Here is a 15060-nt window from a genome sequence, read left to right on the forward strand (position 1 = left end):
CTCAGGTTTCTACAACATTATGACCGATGACCTGCAGGCCGTCTTCGCAACCGTCCTCTGGCGTTTCGATCTCCAGAGTGCTGTGGTCGATACCGTGCCTGTCCCGCAGGATTTTTCGCACTGCGGCTTTCACTTCAGCAGCACTGCGCAGAGATAAATCCGTCACAACGAGATGCGCTTGCAATGCCTTGTGATCTTCATCGATCCGCCACACATGGACATGGTGCACCTCCTGGACGCCTTCGACGGAACGCATGTCTGAAACAAGTTCGTTCACATTTACGTCCTCAGGCGCCGCCATCATCAGGATCCGGATCGATCCTCCGATCTCAGCGAAGGCCTGCCAGAGTATGTAGCCTGCGATCATGAGGGTGACCGCTGGGTCAATCCATGTCCAGCCGTATATCAGCACAAGCGTGCCGGCGATGATAACACCCACCGATCCAAGGGCGTCCGACACATTGTGCAAGAAAGCGGCCCGGACATTCATGCTGGTTTTTGAAAGGGTGTAGGTGAGCATGGCTGTGGTCAAATCGATGACGAGCGCGATGCCTGCGACGATCACGACCGTCCACCCTTCGATCGGCGCAGGTGTGATGAACCGCATGACCGCTTCATACACGAGATAGAGACCAATGACGATCAAAGTCGTGTAGTTGATCAGCGATGCGACGATTTCGGCGCGAACATAGCCGAACGTCATCTTTTCGTCAGAAGGACGGCGCGCGATCCGACGTGCACCATACGCAATCACAAGTGATGCAGCGTCACTGAAGTTGTGGAGCGCATCCGCGATCAGGGAAAGACTGCCGGAGAAGATGCCGCCGACAATCTGCGCAAAAGTAAGGAGCACGTTGACGAGAATTGCTCCCCCTATACGCTTGTCTCCTGCATCTGCTTCATGATCGTGGTGATGTCCGCTCATGAATTCCGGTCCGGTCTCCGAAGTCAGGATCCTGCCTTGCTGGCATCGATTTCAGCTTTCAGCATAGTGAAAAGACCTTGCGGGCTGAACTCTGTGAGAGGCTTTTCGTTCACGAAAAATGTCGGGGTCTGTTTCACATTGTTGGCCTGAACGTCCGCCATATCCTGGGCAAGAATATTGTCGATCGCGGGGGACACCGCATCTTTCTTGCCCTGCTCGACATCAAGTCCGGCCATTGCCGCAATCTGCCATGCCTTTTGCAGATCTGGCTTGCCATGGTCGGCCCAGACCGGCTGCTGTTCCAGTATCGCTTCTAGGACCGGTTCAAACAGGTTCTGTTTGCGCGCGGCCTCCAATATGCGCACGGCATCGTCGGAACCCTCGTGGAATACGGTGTATCGCAGGACGAGCCGCACGTCGGTTCCGGTCTGCGCCATCATCTGCTTTACGAGCGGATAAAATGCCCGGCACGCCTCACATGACGGATCAAAAAATTCGACAATTGTCACAGGCGCCGAAACCGGCCCCATGACCGGCGAGTGCATTCTGACAAGGGTATTGTTCCCCGGCATTGGGGAGGGCGCTGGCTCAGCTTCTGGAGTGAGCCCACTATAGAGGGCGGCACCTCCTGCGAAAACTGCGATCGCAGCTGAAGCCGAAGCGATGACGAAAGTGCGTCTGTTCATGCTGGTGTTCTCCGGCGCACGATTAGAAGTAGGGCGATGATGACGGTAAACGCGCCAAGCGACAGGAGCGGAATGGGGAGGGTTCCGAAGAGGAGCATACCCGCGCCCGAGCAGGATGGCCCTTGGCCGCAAGGCTTGATGGCCGTGGGGATGATATTGAAGTAGAGCAGGTTGTGAAATGCCGCGATCAACCATCCCACCGCTGCCAGCGGAACTGCATAGATCCAGGCACGGGCATCAGAGCGGAAGGCGGCGACGGCGAGCAGGACTGCCAGTGGAAACATGAAGGCTCGTTGGTGCCAACAGAGATCGCATGGCATTTGTCCCATGACCTCACCGATGAACAATGCGCCGAGCGTCGAACTCATGGCAATCATCCACGCGCTAAAGATCGCAAGCCATGCCCCGTCGTTAGATTTCACCACTGCTCTGCCATTCCCGTCGTTCATTGATGCTTGCCAGTATGAAACCTCTAGTAGCTTGAGGGTCAAGGGCGCTTTCTGTCCGATGTGGATGACAGCGACATGACTGAGGAGAATTGCGATTTTCTTCGCCACTTGCCTTGAACCTCAAGCTACTAGAGGGATTAGGACTACTCTAAGAGGTTCTTCAGGGTGAATGTCGGCAGGGAATTAGATGAAAGCTCTCAGAGCGTTTCGAGTTGTGGCGTGGTGTGTGGTTGCGATCTTCACATTGCTACTGATTATAGGTTATTTGCTGCAGTCGGGTGGCGGCAAACGTGTTGGTGAGCCGGACGCGTCTTCTACCCCTGCGATCGGTCGCCCATTTGAGTTAGTTTCGCACCGGGGCCAAGTGATCGATAACGCTGTCCTCAAGGGAAAGCCGTATTTGGCGTTTTTTGGCTTTACGCACTGCCCAGACATCTGCCCCACAACGTTGTTCGAGTTGAGTGACCTGATGAATGAACTCGGGCCCGCTGCGAGCGGTTTCAATGTTGTATTCATCAGCGTTGACCCCGAGAGAGATACTCAGCAGTTGCTGAACGAGTACATGTCATCCTTCGACCGTCGAATCCTTGCCCTTCGGGGAACGCTGGAGCAAACAGCGACGGCTGTCAAAGCTTTCTCCGCCTACGCACGCAAGGTTCCGACCGAAGATGGAAGCTACACAATGGACCATACGGCTGGCGTATACATGATGGACGCCAATGGTAGCTTCAAAGGCACGCTCGACATGCATGAATCCCGCGAGGTTCGCATGAAGAAAATCCGCAATCTGATGACCGGCTCGTAAGCCAGAACTTCAACCTTCGCGAGGAAATACATTGCAGTCTGGGAAATTGACACGACGAGGCTTGGTTATCGGGGGCGCTGGGGCAGCGGCGGCTGTATTGACTGGCTGCGCGACAACGACCCTAGAGACAACACAGTCTGAAATCGTGCCCATCGGACATCCGGTCCTGGAGACAACCTATGGGCCGATTCCAAACGAACAGTTCCCGCTGCCTGCTATACCTTATCAGAAGATCGACAAGCGCTACTACCGTCAGATGGTGAGTGATCCGACCGGGGAGCGGCCAGGCACATTGGTCGTGGATACGGCCAATTACTTTCTCTACCTGACTTATGAAGGCGGACAGGCGATGCGATACGGGGTCGGTCTCGGCCGGCAGGGGTTCGAATGGTCGGGCAAGGGGATCATCCAGTACAAACGTCAGTGGCCGCGCTGGACGCCACCTGACGAGATGGTCGCTCGACAGCCGGAACTTGCGCCCTACAGCATTGCAAATGGCGGTATGCCACCTGGCCTCAAGAATCCTCTGGGTGCGCGTGCGCTTTACATTTTCCAGAATGGCGAAGACACGCTTTACCGCATCCATGGATCGCCAGAATGGTGGACGATCGGCAAGTCGGTATCCTCAGGGTGTGTCCGTATGATCAATCAGGACGTGGTCGACTTGTATGGTCGAGTGCCAGGCAAAACCCCCATCGTCGTTACCGGCCTGCCTCGCTTCTCTGAGGCTTAGGCGGAAAAAACCGTGAAGCCCCACCGACAGTTCAGCTGTCTGAAGTCGTCGGGTCAGGCATGCGAGGCCTGGCCATGTAGGAGCTGACTCCGGTAATCCGCATTCTTCTGGCGCTGTCATGTAGAGGCTGTTGGAAAACACCGGCAGCCTCAGTTCGTGCGCGGGCTCTGCCAAACTCAACCAGATGTCCGATGGTCGTGCACTCACCAGGCAAGCCATGCGAAGGAAAACATCCGATAGATCGTGTAGATCGTACACAAAAGAGTTTCTGTTTGTACCCTGCGATTTGACTTGGTGAAGCGATATGGACGGTTTGTCTGATCTAATACAAGAATACGGGACATGGATCTACATCCTGCTTTTTGCATATTGCATGCTGAAAAGCGGTAGTCTTCCATTGTTCGCGGGTTATGCGGCTCAAACACAAGCTTTGGACTTGTCGCTTGTTTTAGCCGTGACCTTTGCCGGCGGCTATCTCGGGGACGAAGCAAGGTTCTTTATCGCCAGACGATACGGGAATGCGTGGTTAACGAGGTGGCCTTTTGCTGAAAAGGCCTATGCGGGCGCGAAAATCCTAGTTGCAAAGTACGGTTGGGCCTACATTTTTCTTTACAGATATCCCAAGGGTATGCGGACCATCGGCGCGCTTCCGGTTGGTCTCGGATCAATGTCATGGGCAAAGTTTACGGTTCTGAATGCAGGATCAGCAATAATTTGGACCGTCTGCCTGGTTTCAACGGGCTTTGTTTTCGGCGCACAGGTGGAGGACGCGGTAAAAACCGGCTGGGGCTCTGCAAGTATTGTTTTACTTGCCGCAATGCTCCTCCTGTCGGTCTTCGCCTGGTGGCGTATAAATCGGTTAACTGTCCGGATCCCGAAAATTGGAGAACAATCCAAGTGAAGTCATCAGCAGTTTCGTGCCTGTTTACTATGGAAAGGCAGAGGACAGCGCATGAATACAGCAAAGCCTGACACGCACCTGGATCGGCCTATCCCCAGCTCTTTCAAACTGTCACGCTGATCTATGGCGCAGGTCGACTTACTCAAGTCCAGCGACTGGCGGCATATAGGGGTAGACTTCAGATGCTGCTGGAAATCGGAATTTTCTGTCCGACTCGCTGTCCAGTTTTCCAGGCCCGCAGCGCTTTTGCTGTCTGCAATGAGCTGGCCTCAGAAGTGTTCGAAGACTAAACCACCGGGTAGTGAGGGTGGCCATAGTCCTCAGACCTGGCTAGCTTTGTCCGGCCTGAAATGAAAACTGAAAGCGCTCCGTTGACCCTCCGTGACACCCTCGAAAATAATCAGGTCCAGATCTACTTTGGCGCGGTTGTCCTTGGCGCTCTGGCGGCTCTCTCGATCTCCGGAACAGCCGCACTTGAGATCGGCATAAATCCGTCGCTGGCGTTCATGTTGTTTGTGACCTTCCTTCAGGTTCCGCTTGCGGAACTTCGGATGACCCGTGCGCGGTTCCGCTTCCTTGGCGTCCTGCTACTGGTGAACTTTGTCGTCATGCCTGTGCTGGTGGGAGTGCTCGTCCCGTTTCTTCCGCCCGATCCTATGATACGGCTTGGCGTATTGCTGGTCCTTCTCGCCCCATGCATCGACTATGTCGTTACGTTCTCCCATCTTGGCCGCGCCGACGCCCGTCTCCTGCTGGCAGCAACACCCGCGCTCCTGATCGCCCAAATGCTACTGTTGCCAGTCTATTTGAGCGTTTTCCTCGGTCCCGAGGAAGGGTCCCTCATCAAAGCAGGACCATTTTTCCACGCGTTCGTCTGGCTGATCGCAGTCCCGCTTGTCTTCGCCGTCCTTATCCAGTTCTGGGCCGGCCGAAGTGTGGTCGGGGAGCATACGTCGGCGGTTTTGCGGCTGTTTCCGGTTCCTGCGACAGCGTTCGTACTCCTCGTCGTGGTTGCTGCCGTCGTACCGCAACTCGGCCACGCACTCGATGCCACTTTCCGTGTCGTGCCAATATACGTGGCATACGCGGTTGCTGCGCCCTTGTCGGGGTGGGGTGTGAGTAAGTTGTTCCGGCTTGATGCGTCAGCGGGCCGTGCCGTCGCATTCAGTGCTGCCACGCGCAATTCTCTGGTCGTCCTACCGCTGGCTTTCGCTGTCCCAGGTGCTGTACCGGTCCTTCCGGCAATAATTGTTACGCAGACACTGATCGAACTGCTGAGCCAGTTGGCTTACATTCGTCTGGCACCGAAATTTGGGCCGAGCAGGGCTGCCTGAAGAATGTAAGCCGCCTCGTGCCGGTCCGGGATGGCGCCTCCGTCTAATTCGCGCAGGAAGCGGAGGGGCCCGTATGTTCGTGCACTCAGCTGACCCCTAACGACGGCCGTACCGAGGCCTTGTTTCGCTTTGGCGCGCCGACTCGCAAACGGCGATCAGAGAGCGAGACGATGCCACCAGCCATCATCACGATGGCACCGGACCAGATACAGAGGATCCAAGGCTTCCACCAGATGCGAACGACGATGCCGCCATCCGCCATCGGGTCGCCCAGCGAGATGTAGAGCTGGCTGAATCCGAAGGTGACGATGCCGGCTTCCGTCGTCGGCATCTGGCGGGCCGTGTAGAGCCGCTTCGACGACCAGACATCGGCTACCTCGACACCGCCCTCGCGGATCGTGAAGTGCCCCTGGTCCTCGGTGTAGTTCGGTCCGGTCGCTGCACGGATGCCATCGAAGGTCACGACATAACCGCCTGCCTCAGCCGTCATGCCCGGTTTCATCTCGACCACGGTCTCCGTCTCGAAGGTGGTGACGGCCAGGACGCCGAGCACGGTCACGCCCAGCCCGAAATGGGCGAGCGCCGTGCCGAAGGACGAACGCGGTAGACCCTTCAGGCGGCTCCAGGCGGTCGACAGCGGATGCTTGCCGAAGCCTGCGCGATACCAGAGGTCGGCGATCGCTCCGCCCATGACGAAGAAGGCCAGCGCGAGACCAGCGACGGCCATGACCGGCCCGCCGTTCTGCATGTACCAGAGGCCAAGACCGAGAACGAGCGAGAGCGCTGCCGCCACGTACAGGCGCTGCAGGGCACCGAGCACATCGCCGCGCTTCCACGCAAGGAAGGGGCCGAAGGGCACCGCCAGCAGAAGCGGGATCATCAAGAGCCCGAAGGTGATGTTGAAGAAGGGCGGGCCGACCGAGATCTTTTCACCCGTCAGCGTTTCCAGCAGCAGCGGATAGAGCGTCCCGATCAGAACGGACGCCATGGAAACGGTGAGGATCAGGTTGTTAACGACAAGTGTCCCTTCCCGCGAGATCGGCTGGAATAGGCCGCCGGCCTTGAGCATCGGCGCACGCAGCGCAAAGAGCGTAAACGCTCCGCCGATGAAGATCACAAGGATGCCGAGAATAAAGACGCCGCGGGTCGGGTCGTTTGCAAAGGCGTGCACCGAGGTCAGCACGCCCGAGCGCACCAGAAAGGTGCCGAGCAGCGACAGCGAAAAAGCGATGATGGCGAGCAGCACCGTCCAGATCTTCAGGGCATCGCGCTTCTCCATCACGAGCGCCGAATGCAGAAGGGCCGTGCCCGCCAGCCAGGGCATGAAGGAGGCGTTCTCGACCGGATCCCAGAACCACCAGCCACCCCAGCCAAGCTCGTAATAGGCCCAGTAGGAGCCCATGGCGATGCCGGCCGTCAGGAACACCCAGGCAGCCAGCGTCCAGGGCCTAACCCAGCGAGCCCAGGCGGCATCGATGCGTCCGTCCATCAATGCTGCGATCGCAAACGAGAAGCAAACCGAGAAGCCGACATAGCCGAGATAGAGCAGCGGCGGATGGATCGCGAGACCAATATCTTGAAGGACCGGATTCAGGTCCCGACCCTCCGCCGGGATCGGTGACAGGCGGATAAAGGGGTTGGAAGTCAGAAGAATGAAGAGCGTGAAGGCGGTTGTGATCCAGGCCTGGACCGAGAGCACATTGGACTTCAGGCGATCGGGCAGATTGGTGCCGAAGAAGGCGACCATGGCGCTGAAGAAGGCCAGGATCAGCACCCAGAGCAGCATCGATCCCTCGTGGTTCCCCCAGACGCCGGAGATCTTGTAGATCATCGGCTTGAGCGAATGGGAGTTCTGATAGACGTTCTGCACCGAGAAGTCGGAAACCACATAGCCATAGGTCAGGACCGCGAAGGAAAACGCGATCAGCAGGAACATCGCATAGGTGCCGGTCGTCGCGACCGCCATCATCGCTGCGTCGCCACGCCGTGCGCCGATCACCGGCAAGACGGAGATGATCAGGCTGGTCGCGAGTGCCAGCACGAGGGCATAGTGGCCAAGCTCGATGATCATTGGATCTCTTCCATGCCGCTGGGTACCACCCCTTGCGCCTCCAGACGAGCGGTCGCGTCCCTTGGCATTTAAGTCTCGTCATGCTGGCAGGCACTGTATCGGGACAAGGGTTTAAACCACGATCCAAGATCAGCCACTAGCCTAGGACGCGTCCCCATAAACGGGGTTCATGTGGCGAGCGGATTATGATTCACTCCCCTTGAAGGGAGATCGTCATGCGCCGTCACGAACTGAGCGACGAAGAATGGGCCGTCATCGAGCCGCTGCTTCCCACCAAGAGCCGTGGAGTGAAACGCGTTGATGACCGCCGGGTGATCAATGGTATCCTTTGGCGGTTTAGGACGGGTTCGTCCTGGCGCGATGTGCCCGAGCGCTATGGCCCGCGAACGACGCTCTACAATCGCTTCTCTCGCTGGCGAAAGGCAGGTGTCTGGGATCAACTTCTTGATGCCGTGTCAAAGCGTTATGCGGGTGACATCGTGATGATCGACAGCTCGTGCGTTCGCGTTCACCAGCACGGTGCCAACGCTAAAAAGGGGGCTCTGCCGATCCTTGCATGGGACGTTCCCGTGGCGGCCTGACCACAAAAATCCATGCGCTCGTGGATGCCGATGGGCGGCCTGTTCGTATGGAGCTGACCGCAGGTCAGGCTGCCGACGCTCCCATGGCGGAAAAGTTGCTGAGCGGATTGCGGCCCGGTGCGACGCTTCTTGCGGACAAGGCTTATGACACCGACGCGATCCGTCGCTTTGCCAAGCAACGGAAATGCTGGGCAAACATTCCCGCCAAGGCCAACCGCAAACAGACCTTCAGCTTCAGCCGCTGGGTCTATCGTCAGCGCAACCACGTCGAGCGTTTTTTCAATCGTATCAAACAGATGCGCGGACTTGCCACAAGATATGACCGCCGGGCCGACAACTATCTGGCAGCACTCAAGCTCGCAGCAATAAGGATATGGATTGCATCATTTAACGAGTCCGCGCCCTAACCTAAGACTTGCCGTGCGAGCAACAGCAGTGTTCATTCCCGGCGGCGTCATGGTATCACCCAGCTCGGATAGTGCGACAGGGCTCGTAACCGTCTCGATGTCCCAATGAAGTTCCATAAATATGCTTATGCAATTTTTTATAACCTATTGAAAACGTTCGTAGATATTGCCCTCCTTCAAGCGTGATATGTGGTGTGTTGCCTGCGTCGCCACCGCTCTCGGGAGAAAGATGATCCGCCTCCTCCCACGATGGATCATACATTGCCGTGCAACAAGGCAGCGATGGCGGATAGATGCCAGGCTTCTCGCAAATTTAGATTCACTGGGATCCTGTTATGAAGCGCAACGCCGTGTGTTCCCTAGCCGGGCCGATGGTGATCTCGACGAGTTCTAGCACTGGGCGAGGATCGCAAGCGAAGTATTCCGGATTAAGCCACACGCTGAGATGGATTTCGCTGTTCTCAAAGCCTTGTCCGATCAGGAGAATGCTAGCCGGGGCTGACTGGTGGGTTGGCCAGAGTGGTGCTCGGCAACAAATGCTGAACTGGCTTCCGTAACTGATCTGTGCCGTATACCTCAATTCCCGCCGAAGCAAACCAATCCCGCTTTTTATGGATGGCGTCCTGGACCATGTCCGGATCTCCGTCGATCAACCCACTATCGGGGTCGGCTAGCAAGCTGCCGCCGCTTGTCTTCGCCTGCGCGGTGATCGCGACCTGTCCTAGTCCTTTCGAGGAGCCATCGAGCGGGATCGGCCCGCTCCGGACGGAGGTTTCTCGCATGGCACAGGATCTTGCACTCGCACAAGCCCACGCATTTTCTCTTTCGCGCATCCTCATGGTCCCGATCACCCTGTTCAAATCCGGCGACGAATTCGGCGTCCTTCCGTCCGACGAACTCGATGACGAAGACGATCTTGAGATCGTGCATGAATATGAGTCGTGGTGACTTATGGTCACCTTAGACGCGATCGTCCTGCTTTGCAGGGTATCTCCCCTTCTCACCTGCGCATAATCCACCTCCGACCAAAGGCGTTGACTTTATCAATGCATCCGTTATTCTGGATATATGGAAAGCAACAACGCAATAGCGGCCCTTTCGGCCTTGGCCCAGAACACCCGCCTCGAGACGTTTCGTCTACTCGTGCGGCACGAACCAGACGGCATCCCAGCAGGCGAACTCGCGCGGCTGCTCGATGTCCCGCAGAACACGATGTCGGCACATCTCGCGACACTTTTCCGTGCTGGTTTGGTCAAGAGCGAGCGCCAAAGCCGATCAATCATCTATCGGGCCGACCTCGACGGTCTGCGCGACCTGACACTTTTTCTGCTGAAGGATTGCTGCGGCGGATCGACACAGCTCTGCGCACCCCTCATCGCGGAGCTGACGCTCTGCTGCGCTCCGGATGCGAAGCCATGTTGAGCGCGATCACATTACGCGAAGTGCCCGGTAGCAACGCCCGTCTCCGCGAAGCGCTGCAGGCCGCAGATCTTCCGACCGATGATATCGAAGATGGAGGCCGCACCTTCTTTGAAGCTGTTTCGGGTGGCGATGAGATTGTCGGCTATGCCGGCCTCGAACGGTGCAGAGGCGATTACCTGCTGCGGTCCGTTGTTGTACTTCCGGCGCATCGCGGTCTTGGGTTTGGCCGAGCGATCGTAGAGGCAACGTTGCGAGGTCTCGATGGAAGCGGCGGCATCTATCTCGCGACGACGAGTGCCGCGCCATTTTTTTCGTCCATCGGTTTCTCTGAGGTGCCGCGGGCCATTGTACCTGCGGCTGTGCTCATGACCCGCCAACTTTCTTTCATCTGCCCATCGACTGCGACCATCATGAAGCTCAACAGGTCCCCGACCTAACAACGGAACAAGACCATGACCGACAAGATCTACAACGTGCTCTTCCTGTGCACGGGCAATTCCGCACGTTCTATTCTCGGCGAATCCATCCTGAATCATGAGGGGAAAGGTCGCTTTCGAGCCTACTCCGCGGGGAGCCATCCGAAGGGCGAGGTGAACCCCCATGCGATCAAGGAGTTGGAAGCGCTCGGCTATCCGTCTACCGGTTTCTCCTCGAAGAACTGGGATGTGTTCGCGGAGCCGGGCGCGCCGCAGATGGATTTCATCTTCACGGTCTGCGACAGCGCGGCTGGCGAAGCGTGTCCAGTCTGGTTGGGGTATCCGATGACAGCGCACTGGGGTGTCGAGGATCCGGCCGCCGTCGTGGGAACGGATATCGAAGTCCAGAGAGCTTTCGCACAGGCCGCCCGTTTTCTGAAGAACCGCATTGGCGCCTTCCTAAGCCTTCCGCTGTCTTCGATCGACAAGCTTGCGCTTGAACAGAAGCTAAAGCAGATCGGCCAGATGGAAGGGTCGACCAGCAGCCAGGAAAAGAGCGCCTGATGTCCGTATTTGAACGCTATCTCACTGTCTGGGTTTTCCTCTGCATTCTCGTCGGCATCGCGCTTGGCCATCTGATGCCGAGCGTTTTCCAGACGATCGGCGCAGCCGAGATCGCCAAGGTGAACATTCCCGTCGCCGTGCTGATCTGGCTGATGGTCATCCCCATGCTTCTCAAGATCGACTTCGGCTCACTGTCGAAGGTCGGTAGCTATTGGCGCGGCATCGGCGTGACGCTGTTCATCAACTGGGCCGTCAAGCCGTTCTCGATGGCGCTGTTGGGCTGGCTGTTCGTGGGCTGGCTGTTCCGGCCATACCTGCCAGCGGACCAAATCGACTCCTACATTGCGGGCCTGATCATTCTCGCGGCGGCGCCCTGCACGGCTATGGTGTTCGTCTGGAGCAACCTGACGAAGGGCGAACCTCATTTCACCCTGTCCCAGGTCGCACTCAACGACGCTATCATGATTGTCGCCTTCGCACCGATCGTGGGTCTGCTTCTGGGTCTGTCTGCGATCACAGTGCCGTGGGACACCCTCATGATCTCAGTGGCCCTCTACATCCTGATTCCGGTCGCGATCTCCCAGGGTCTAAGGCGTGCCCTGCTGGCCGGCGGGAGCACCGCCGGGTTGGACCGGCTGTTGTCCAAGCTTCAGCCGCTGTCGCTTGTCGCATTACTGGCGACGCTGGTGTTGCTGTTTGGCTTCCAGGGCGAGCAGATCATTGCGCAGCCTACGATCATCGCACTTCTGGCAGTGCCGATCCTGATCCAGGTCTATTTCAATTCCGGCCTCGCTTACATCCTCAATCGGATTTCAGGTGAGCAGCATTGTGTGGCTGGTCCCTCGGCACTTATCGGGGCCTCTAACTTCTTCGAACTAGCAGTCGCCGCCGCCATCAGCCTCTTCGGGTTTCAGTCGGGCGCGGCACTTGCCACAGTGGTCGGTGTGCTGATCGAGGTACCGGTGATGCTTTCCGTCGTCTGGATCGTGAACCGCTCGAAGGGCTGGTACGAGGCATCGCCCGCCGTTTCCCGCAACACCATCACCGAAAGGACCTGACTATGGACGCCACCATCTATCACAATCCGGCCTGCGGGACGTCTCGCAACACGTTGGCACTGATCCGCGCAGCCGGGATCGAGCCTACTGTCATCGAATACCTTCAGAACCCGCCGTCGCGCGAGCAGCTCTTGAAGATGATTAGGGACGCCGGTCTGACTGTTCGTGACGCGATCCGCGAGAAGGGCACTCCTTATGCCGAACTCGGTCTCGACAATCCGGACCTGACCGAAGACCAGTTGCTGGACGCGATGCTCGCGACCCCGATCCTGATCAATCGACCATTTGTCGTCACGGCGCTCGGCACCAAGCTTGCCCGCCCGTCAGAGGTAGTACTCGACATCCTGCCGACCGATGCCTTCAAAGGTTCGTTCACCAAAGAAGACGGCGAACAGGTTCTGGATCAGGAAGGAAAGCGTATTGTCTGATACCTTCCCCGCACTGCACGACCAGCTTCTTCAGCCCATCGAGCCGGAATCGCTCCGGCCGATGTTCTCGACACATAAGCCCAGGATCTTGATTCTCTACGGTTCCCTGCGGGAGATTTCCTATAGCCGTCTGCTTGCCTTCGAAGTTCGTCGGCTTCTCGAACGGCTGGGATGCGAGGTTCGCGTGTTCGATCCCGCCGGGTTGCCGCTTCCGGACGAATCTCCGGTGAGCCACCCCAAGGTGCAGGAGCTCCGCGAACTGACCCAGTGGTCTGAAGGCCACATCTGGATCAGCCCGGAACGCCACGGTGCCATGACCGGGATAATGAAGTCCCAAATCGACTGGATCCCGCTCTCGGTCGGTTCCGTCCGGCCGACGCAAGGCAAGACGCTGGCGGTGATGGAAGTATCCGGTGGCAGTCAGTCCTTCAACGCCGTCAATCAATTACGCATTCTTGGCCGCTGGATGCGAATGATCACCATCCCCAACCAGTCGTCCGTCGCCAAGGCGTTTCAGGAATTCGATGCCGAAGGACGAATGAAGCCGTCGTCCTATTACGACCGCGTCGTGGACGTCTGCGAAGAGCTGGTGAAGTTCACTATCCTCACCCGCGATGTTTCGTCCTATCTCACCGATCGCTACAGCGAGCGGAAGGAAGACGCAGCCGAGCTGGAGAAGCGGGTTTCGCTGAAGTCGATCTAGTAATTCTGGACAGTTGCGGTGGCTGGTCGCCGACAGGATACTGCCACCGCAACGAATGCCGCTATGCTGACCGCGCCGAGACACGCGTTTCCAATGAGCGACAAGCTCAGGCCCAGGTTCTCCATGGCCGCCGCGAACGCGAAAGGTGCTCCGGCTCCGAGCGCCAGTCGAGCCGCCGCCATCTTGCCTGTGATCGCTCCATATCCGTCCGATCCGAATAGATAGAGCGGCAAACTCCCCTGCGCGATGCTGTTGATTCCGGAGCCAAGCCCCAGGCAGATGGCGAAGGCGACCGCACCCGGCAGCCAGTTCCCCGTCACCAGCAGGATCAGGACGCCGAAGACGATCAGCACGGCGGCAAGTACGGCAAGTCCCGGCGGCGACAGGTTCTTCCCGAAGACCATGTTGATCAGGCGGCTCAGAACCTGCGCAGGACCGAACAGTGAGCCGATAACGACGGCGGCTGCCCCCAACCCGATCGAGCCGAGCATCGGCACCATATGGGCAAGGATGGCTGCGAGCGTAAAGCCGAGGAGCGCGAAGGCAAACGAGACGATGACCATGGCGCGGCGCCTTGCATGAGGTGCGATCGCGCCGATCACCGTTTCGCGTGTCCGGATGGTCGTTTCGCCAGCATTCTGTCCGAGACTCCGGATCCAGAAGTGCAGCGGCATGCAAAGGAAGAGGTTCAGCGCCGCAAAGACGAGATAGATTTCCCGCCACGAGAGATATCCCGTAAGTGCTGACGAGATCGGCCAGAAGATTGTCGAGGCTAATCCACCAATCAGCGTAAGATAGGTAATGCTGCGGGAAGCGCTGCGGGGATCGCTTTCAACCAGAGCTGCGAATGCAGCCTGATACTGCACCATTCCCGATGACACCTCGAGCAGGATGATGGCGATGGCGAAGATTGCGACTGAGGGCGACCAGGCGCAAAGGGCAAGTGTCAATGCCGCGAGCGCTGACCCTGCCGTCATGATCGTCGCGGCACCGATCCGGTCCATCTGCTTGCCGATATAGGTGGCCGACAGACCGCCGATAAACAGGGACACGGAGAACACACCGAATACCTCTGCCAGCGATAAGCCGAGATCCTCCGCCATGCCGGGGGCGAGGATGCTGAAGCTGTAGTAGAGCGTGCCGTAACCGATGATCTGCGTCAGGCCGAGAGCCGAGACAATGCCTGCAGGGATTGTGGAACTACGCAACGACGTCATCCTTGCCGGCTGGGCTACAGCAGTCGCCGCCACGCTCGACACTCTCTCTGATCACCTGATGACCAGCGCAACAGTCCTCCATCAGGAATTTGACGAGATCGGCAAGCGCGTCGTAACTCGCGTTGTAGATGATTGAGCGGGACTCCCTTCGCTGGGAGATCAATCCTGACCGCTCCAGTTCCTTCAAATGGAAGGAGACGTTCGTCGCGGAGACGCCCATGCGTTCGGCGATCACACCTGCGGCCAATCCCTCCGGGCCCGCAATGACCAGAGCACGGACGATCGCAAGGCGGGTCTCCTGGGACAGCGCCGCGAATGACGAAAGAGCTTGACGTTCATCCATATTTCAACAATCCTTGA

General features: G+C 57.9%; 18 protein-coding genes. 12 read left to right on the top strand and 6 right to left on the bottom strand.

The features are described from left to right. Position 1: 1 nt before the first annotated feature. From BTN45_RS25325 to BTN45_RS25335, 3 genes are read right to left on the bottom strand one after another with little or no spacing between them, the layout of a single operon-like run. Complete coding sequence (locus BTN45_RS25325; protein ID WP_207591754.1) at positions 2 to 925, bottom strand: cation diffusion facilitator family transporter; 924 nt, start codon at positions 923 to 925, stop codon at positions 2 to 4. Between the two features lie 23 nt (positions 926 to 948). After that, positions 949 to 1611 carry a thioredoxin domain-containing protein gene (locus tag BTN45_RS25330; protein WP_207591755.1) on the bottom strand — a complete coding sequence of 221 codons (663 nt, stop codon included), beginning with the start codon at positions 1609 to 1611 and terminating at the stop codon, positions 949 to 951. Then, positions 1608 to 2168: a disulfide bond formation protein B gene (locus tag BTN45_RS25335; protein WP_244712779.1), complete on the bottom strand. Its 561-nt coding sequence runs from the start codon at positions 2166 to 2168 to the stop codon at positions 1608 to 1610. The genes BTN45_RS25330 and BTN45_RS25335 overlap by 4 nt, the downstream gene beginning before the upstream one ends. Before the next feature lie 79 nt (positions 2169 to 2247). On the opposite strand from BTN45_RS25335, the gene BTN45_RS25340 reads away from it, so the two are divergent. The 4 genes from BTN45_RS25340 to BTN45_RS25355 all read left to right on the top strand — a co-directional run bounded on the left by BTN45_RS25340 (position 2248) and on the right by BTN45_RS25355 (position 5833). Further along, positions 2248 to 2865 carry an SCO family protein gene (locus BTN45_RS25340; RefSeq protein ID WP_207591756.1) on the top strand — a complete coding sequence of 206 codons (618 nt, stop codon included), beginning with the start codon at positions 2248 to 2250 and terminating at the stop codon, positions 2863 to 2865. A gap of 31 nt (positions 2866 to 2896) precedes the next feature. Further along, the gene (locus BTN45_RS25345; RefSeq protein WP_207591757.1) at positions 2897 to 3598 is read left to right on the top strand and encodes a L,D-transpeptidase; all 702 of its coding nucleotides are present in this window, start codon (positions 2897 to 2899) and stop codon (positions 3596 to 3598) included. Between the two features lie 304 nt (positions 3599 to 3902). Continuing rightward, a complete protein-coding gene (locus BTN45_RS25350) occupies positions 3903 to 4499 on the top strand; it encodes a DedA family protein (protein ID WP_207591758.1) in 597 nt (198 codons plus the stop codon). 350 nt (positions 4500 to 4849) lie between these two features. Further along, positions 4850 to 5833 (top strand): arsenic resistance protein, encoded by a 984-nt coding sequence (locus BTN45_RS25355; protein ID WP_207591760.1) that lies wholly within the window; start codon positions 4850 to 4852, stop codon positions 5831 to 5833. 85 nt (positions 5834 to 5918) lie between these two features. Here BTN45_RS25355 and BTN45_RS25360 read toward each other — a convergent pair whose 3' ends face one another. Beyond that, positions 5919 to 7904 (bottom strand): heme lyase CcmF/NrfE family subunit, encoded by a 1986-nt coding sequence (locus BTN45_RS25360; protein WP_207591762.1) that lies wholly within the window; start codon positions 7902 to 7904, stop codon positions 5919 to 5921. 209 nt (positions 7905 to 8113) lie between these two features. Here BTN45_RS25360 and BTN45_RS25365 point away from each other — a divergent pair. The 8 genes from BTN45_RS25365 (at position 8114) to arsH (ending at position 13483) form a co-directional block, all read left to right on the top strand. After that, positions 8114 to 8892, top strand: a protein-coding gene (locus tag BTN45_RS25365; protein WP_246666603.1) for an IS5 family transposase whose coding sequence is annotated in 2 segments (ribosomal slippage) — positions 8114 to 8440 and positions 8443 to 8892 — 777 coding nt in all. Because the reading frame shifts where the segments join, the coding sequence is not laid out codon by codon here. A 780-nt stretch (positions 8893 to 9672) separates the two neighbouring features. Continuing rightward, entirely contained in the window at positions 9673 to 9840 is a 168-nt protein-coding gene (locus tag BTN45_RS25370; protein ID WP_207591764.1) for a hypothetical protein, read from the top strand. A 120-nt stretch (positions 9841 to 9960) separates the two neighbouring features. After that, complete coding sequence (locus tag BTN45_RS25375) at positions 9961 to 10314, top strand: metalloregulator ArsR/SmtB family transcription factor (protein WP_052821190.1); 354 nt, start codon at positions 9961 to 9963, stop codon at positions 10312 to 10314. Continuing rightward, positions 10308 to 10751 carry an arsenic resistance N-acetyltransferase ArsN2 gene (gene arsN2, locus BTN45_RS25380; RefSeq protein ID WP_052821191.1) on the top strand — a complete coding sequence of 148 codons (444 nt, stop codon included), beginning with the start codon at positions 10308 to 10310 and terminating at the stop codon, positions 10749 to 10751. The genes BTN45_RS25375 and arsN2 overlap by 7 nt, the downstream gene beginning before the upstream one ends. 15 nt (positions 10752 to 10766) lie before the next feature. Further along, positions 10767 to 11294, top strand: coding sequence for an arsenate reductase ArsC (locus BTN45_RS25385; RefSeq protein WP_052821192.1), 528 nt, complete (start codon positions 10767 to 10769; stop codon positions 11292 to 11294). Beyond that, the gene (gene arsB, locus BTN45_RS25390) at positions 11294 to 12352 is read left to right on the top strand and encodes an ACR3 family arsenite efflux transporter (RefSeq protein ID WP_052821193.1); all 1059 of its coding nucleotides are present in this window, start codon (positions 11294 to 11296) and stop codon (positions 12350 to 12352) included. Before BTN45_RS25385 ends, arsB begins: the two co-directional genes overlap by 1 nt. A gap of 2 nt (positions 12353 to 12354) precedes the next feature. After that, entirely contained in the window at positions 12355 to 12780 is a 426-nt protein-coding gene (gene arsC, locus BTN45_RS25395; RefSeq protein WP_052821194.1) for an arsenate reductase (glutaredoxin), read from the top strand. Next, the gene (gene arsH, locus BTN45_RS25400) at positions 12755 to 13483 is read left to right on the top strand and encodes an arsenical resistance protein ArsH (protein ID WP_052821210.1); all 729 of its coding nucleotides are present in this window, start codon (positions 12755 to 12757) and stop codon (positions 13481 to 13483) included. Before arsC ends, arsH begins: the two co-directional genes overlap by 26 nt. Here arsH and arsK read toward each other — a convergent pair. Together arsK and BTN45_RS25410 are read right to left on the bottom strand one after the other, a co-directional pair. Then, positions 13480 to 14700 carry an arsenite efflux MFS transporter ArsK gene (gene arsK, locus BTN45_RS25405; RefSeq protein WP_052821195.1) on the bottom strand — a complete coding sequence of 407 codons (1221 nt, stop codon included), beginning with the start codon at positions 14698 to 14700 and terminating at the stop codon, positions 13480 to 13482. The two genes, arsH and arsK, sit on opposite strands and share 4 nt — an antisense overlap. Next, positions 14684 to 15043, bottom strand: a complete 360-nt coding sequence (locus BTN45_RS25410; protein ID WP_052821196.1) for a metalloregulator ArsR/SmtB family transcription factor — start codon at positions 15041 to 15043, stop codon at positions 14684 to 14686. The genes arsK and BTN45_RS25410 overlap by 17 nt, the downstream gene beginning before the upstream one ends. Between the last annotated feature and the right edge of the window lie 17 nt (positions 15044 to 15060).

This window comes from Rhizobium sp. ZX09 (genome assembly GCF_017357485.1).
GTDB lineage: Bacteria > Pseudomonadota > Alphaproteobacteria > Rhizobiales > Rhizobiaceae > Agrobacterium > Agrobacterium pusense.

Coding starts and splice junctions, on each gene's coding strand:
- BTN45_RS25375 (WP_052821190.1), top strand. CDS start 9,961: ATGGAAAGCAACAACGCAATAGCGGCCCTTTCGGCCTTGGCCCAGAAC.
- BTN45_RS25325 (WP_207591754.1), bottom strand. CDS start 925: ATGAGCGGACATCACCACGATCATGAAGCAGATGCAGGAGACAAGCGT.
- BTN45_RS25330 (WP_207591755.1), bottom strand. CDS start 1,611: ATGAACAGACGCACTTTCGTCATCGCTTCGGCTTCAGCTGCGATCGCA.
- arsN2 (WP_052821191.1), top strand. CDS start 10,308: ATGTTGAGCGCGATCACATTACGCGAAGTGCCCGGTAGCAACGCCCGT.
- arsK (WP_052821195.1), bottom strand. CDS start 14,700: ATGACGTCGTTGCGTAGTTCCACAATCCCTGCAGGCATTGTCTCGGCT.
- BTN45_RS25410 (WP_052821196.1), bottom strand. CDS start 15,043: ATGGATGAACGTCAAGCTCTTTCGTCATTCGCGGCGCTGTCCCAGGAG.
- arsC (WP_052821194.1), top strand. CDS start 12,355: ATGGACGCCACCATCTATCACAATCCGGCCTGCGGGACGTCTCGCAAC.
- BTN45_RS25350 (WP_207591758.1), top strand. CDS start 3,903: ATGGACGGTTTGTCTGATCTAATACAAGAATACGGGACATGGATCTAC.
- BTN45_RS25360 (WP_207591762.1), bottom strand. CDS start 7,904: ATGATCATCGAGCTTGGCCACTATGCCCTCGTGCTGGCACTCGCGACC.
- BTN45_RS25355 (WP_207591760.1), top strand. CDS start 4,850: ATGAAAACTGAAAGCGCTCCGTTGACCCTCCGTGACACCCTCGAAAAT.
- BTN45_RS25370 (WP_207591764.1), top strand. CDS start 9,673: ATGGCACAGGATCTTGCACTCGCACAAGCCCACGCATTTTCTCTTTCG.
- BTN45_RS25385 (WP_052821192.1), top strand. CDS start 10,767: ATGACCGACAAGATCTACAACGTGCTCTTCCTGTGCACGGGCAATTCC.
- BTN45_RS25340 (WP_207591756.1), top strand. CDS start 2,248: ATGAAAGCTCTCAGAGCGTTTCGAGTTGTGGCGTGGTGTGTGGTTGCG.
- arsB (WP_052821193.1), top strand. CDS start 11,294: ATGTCCGTATTTGAACGCTATCTCACTGTCTGGGTTTTCCTCTGCATT.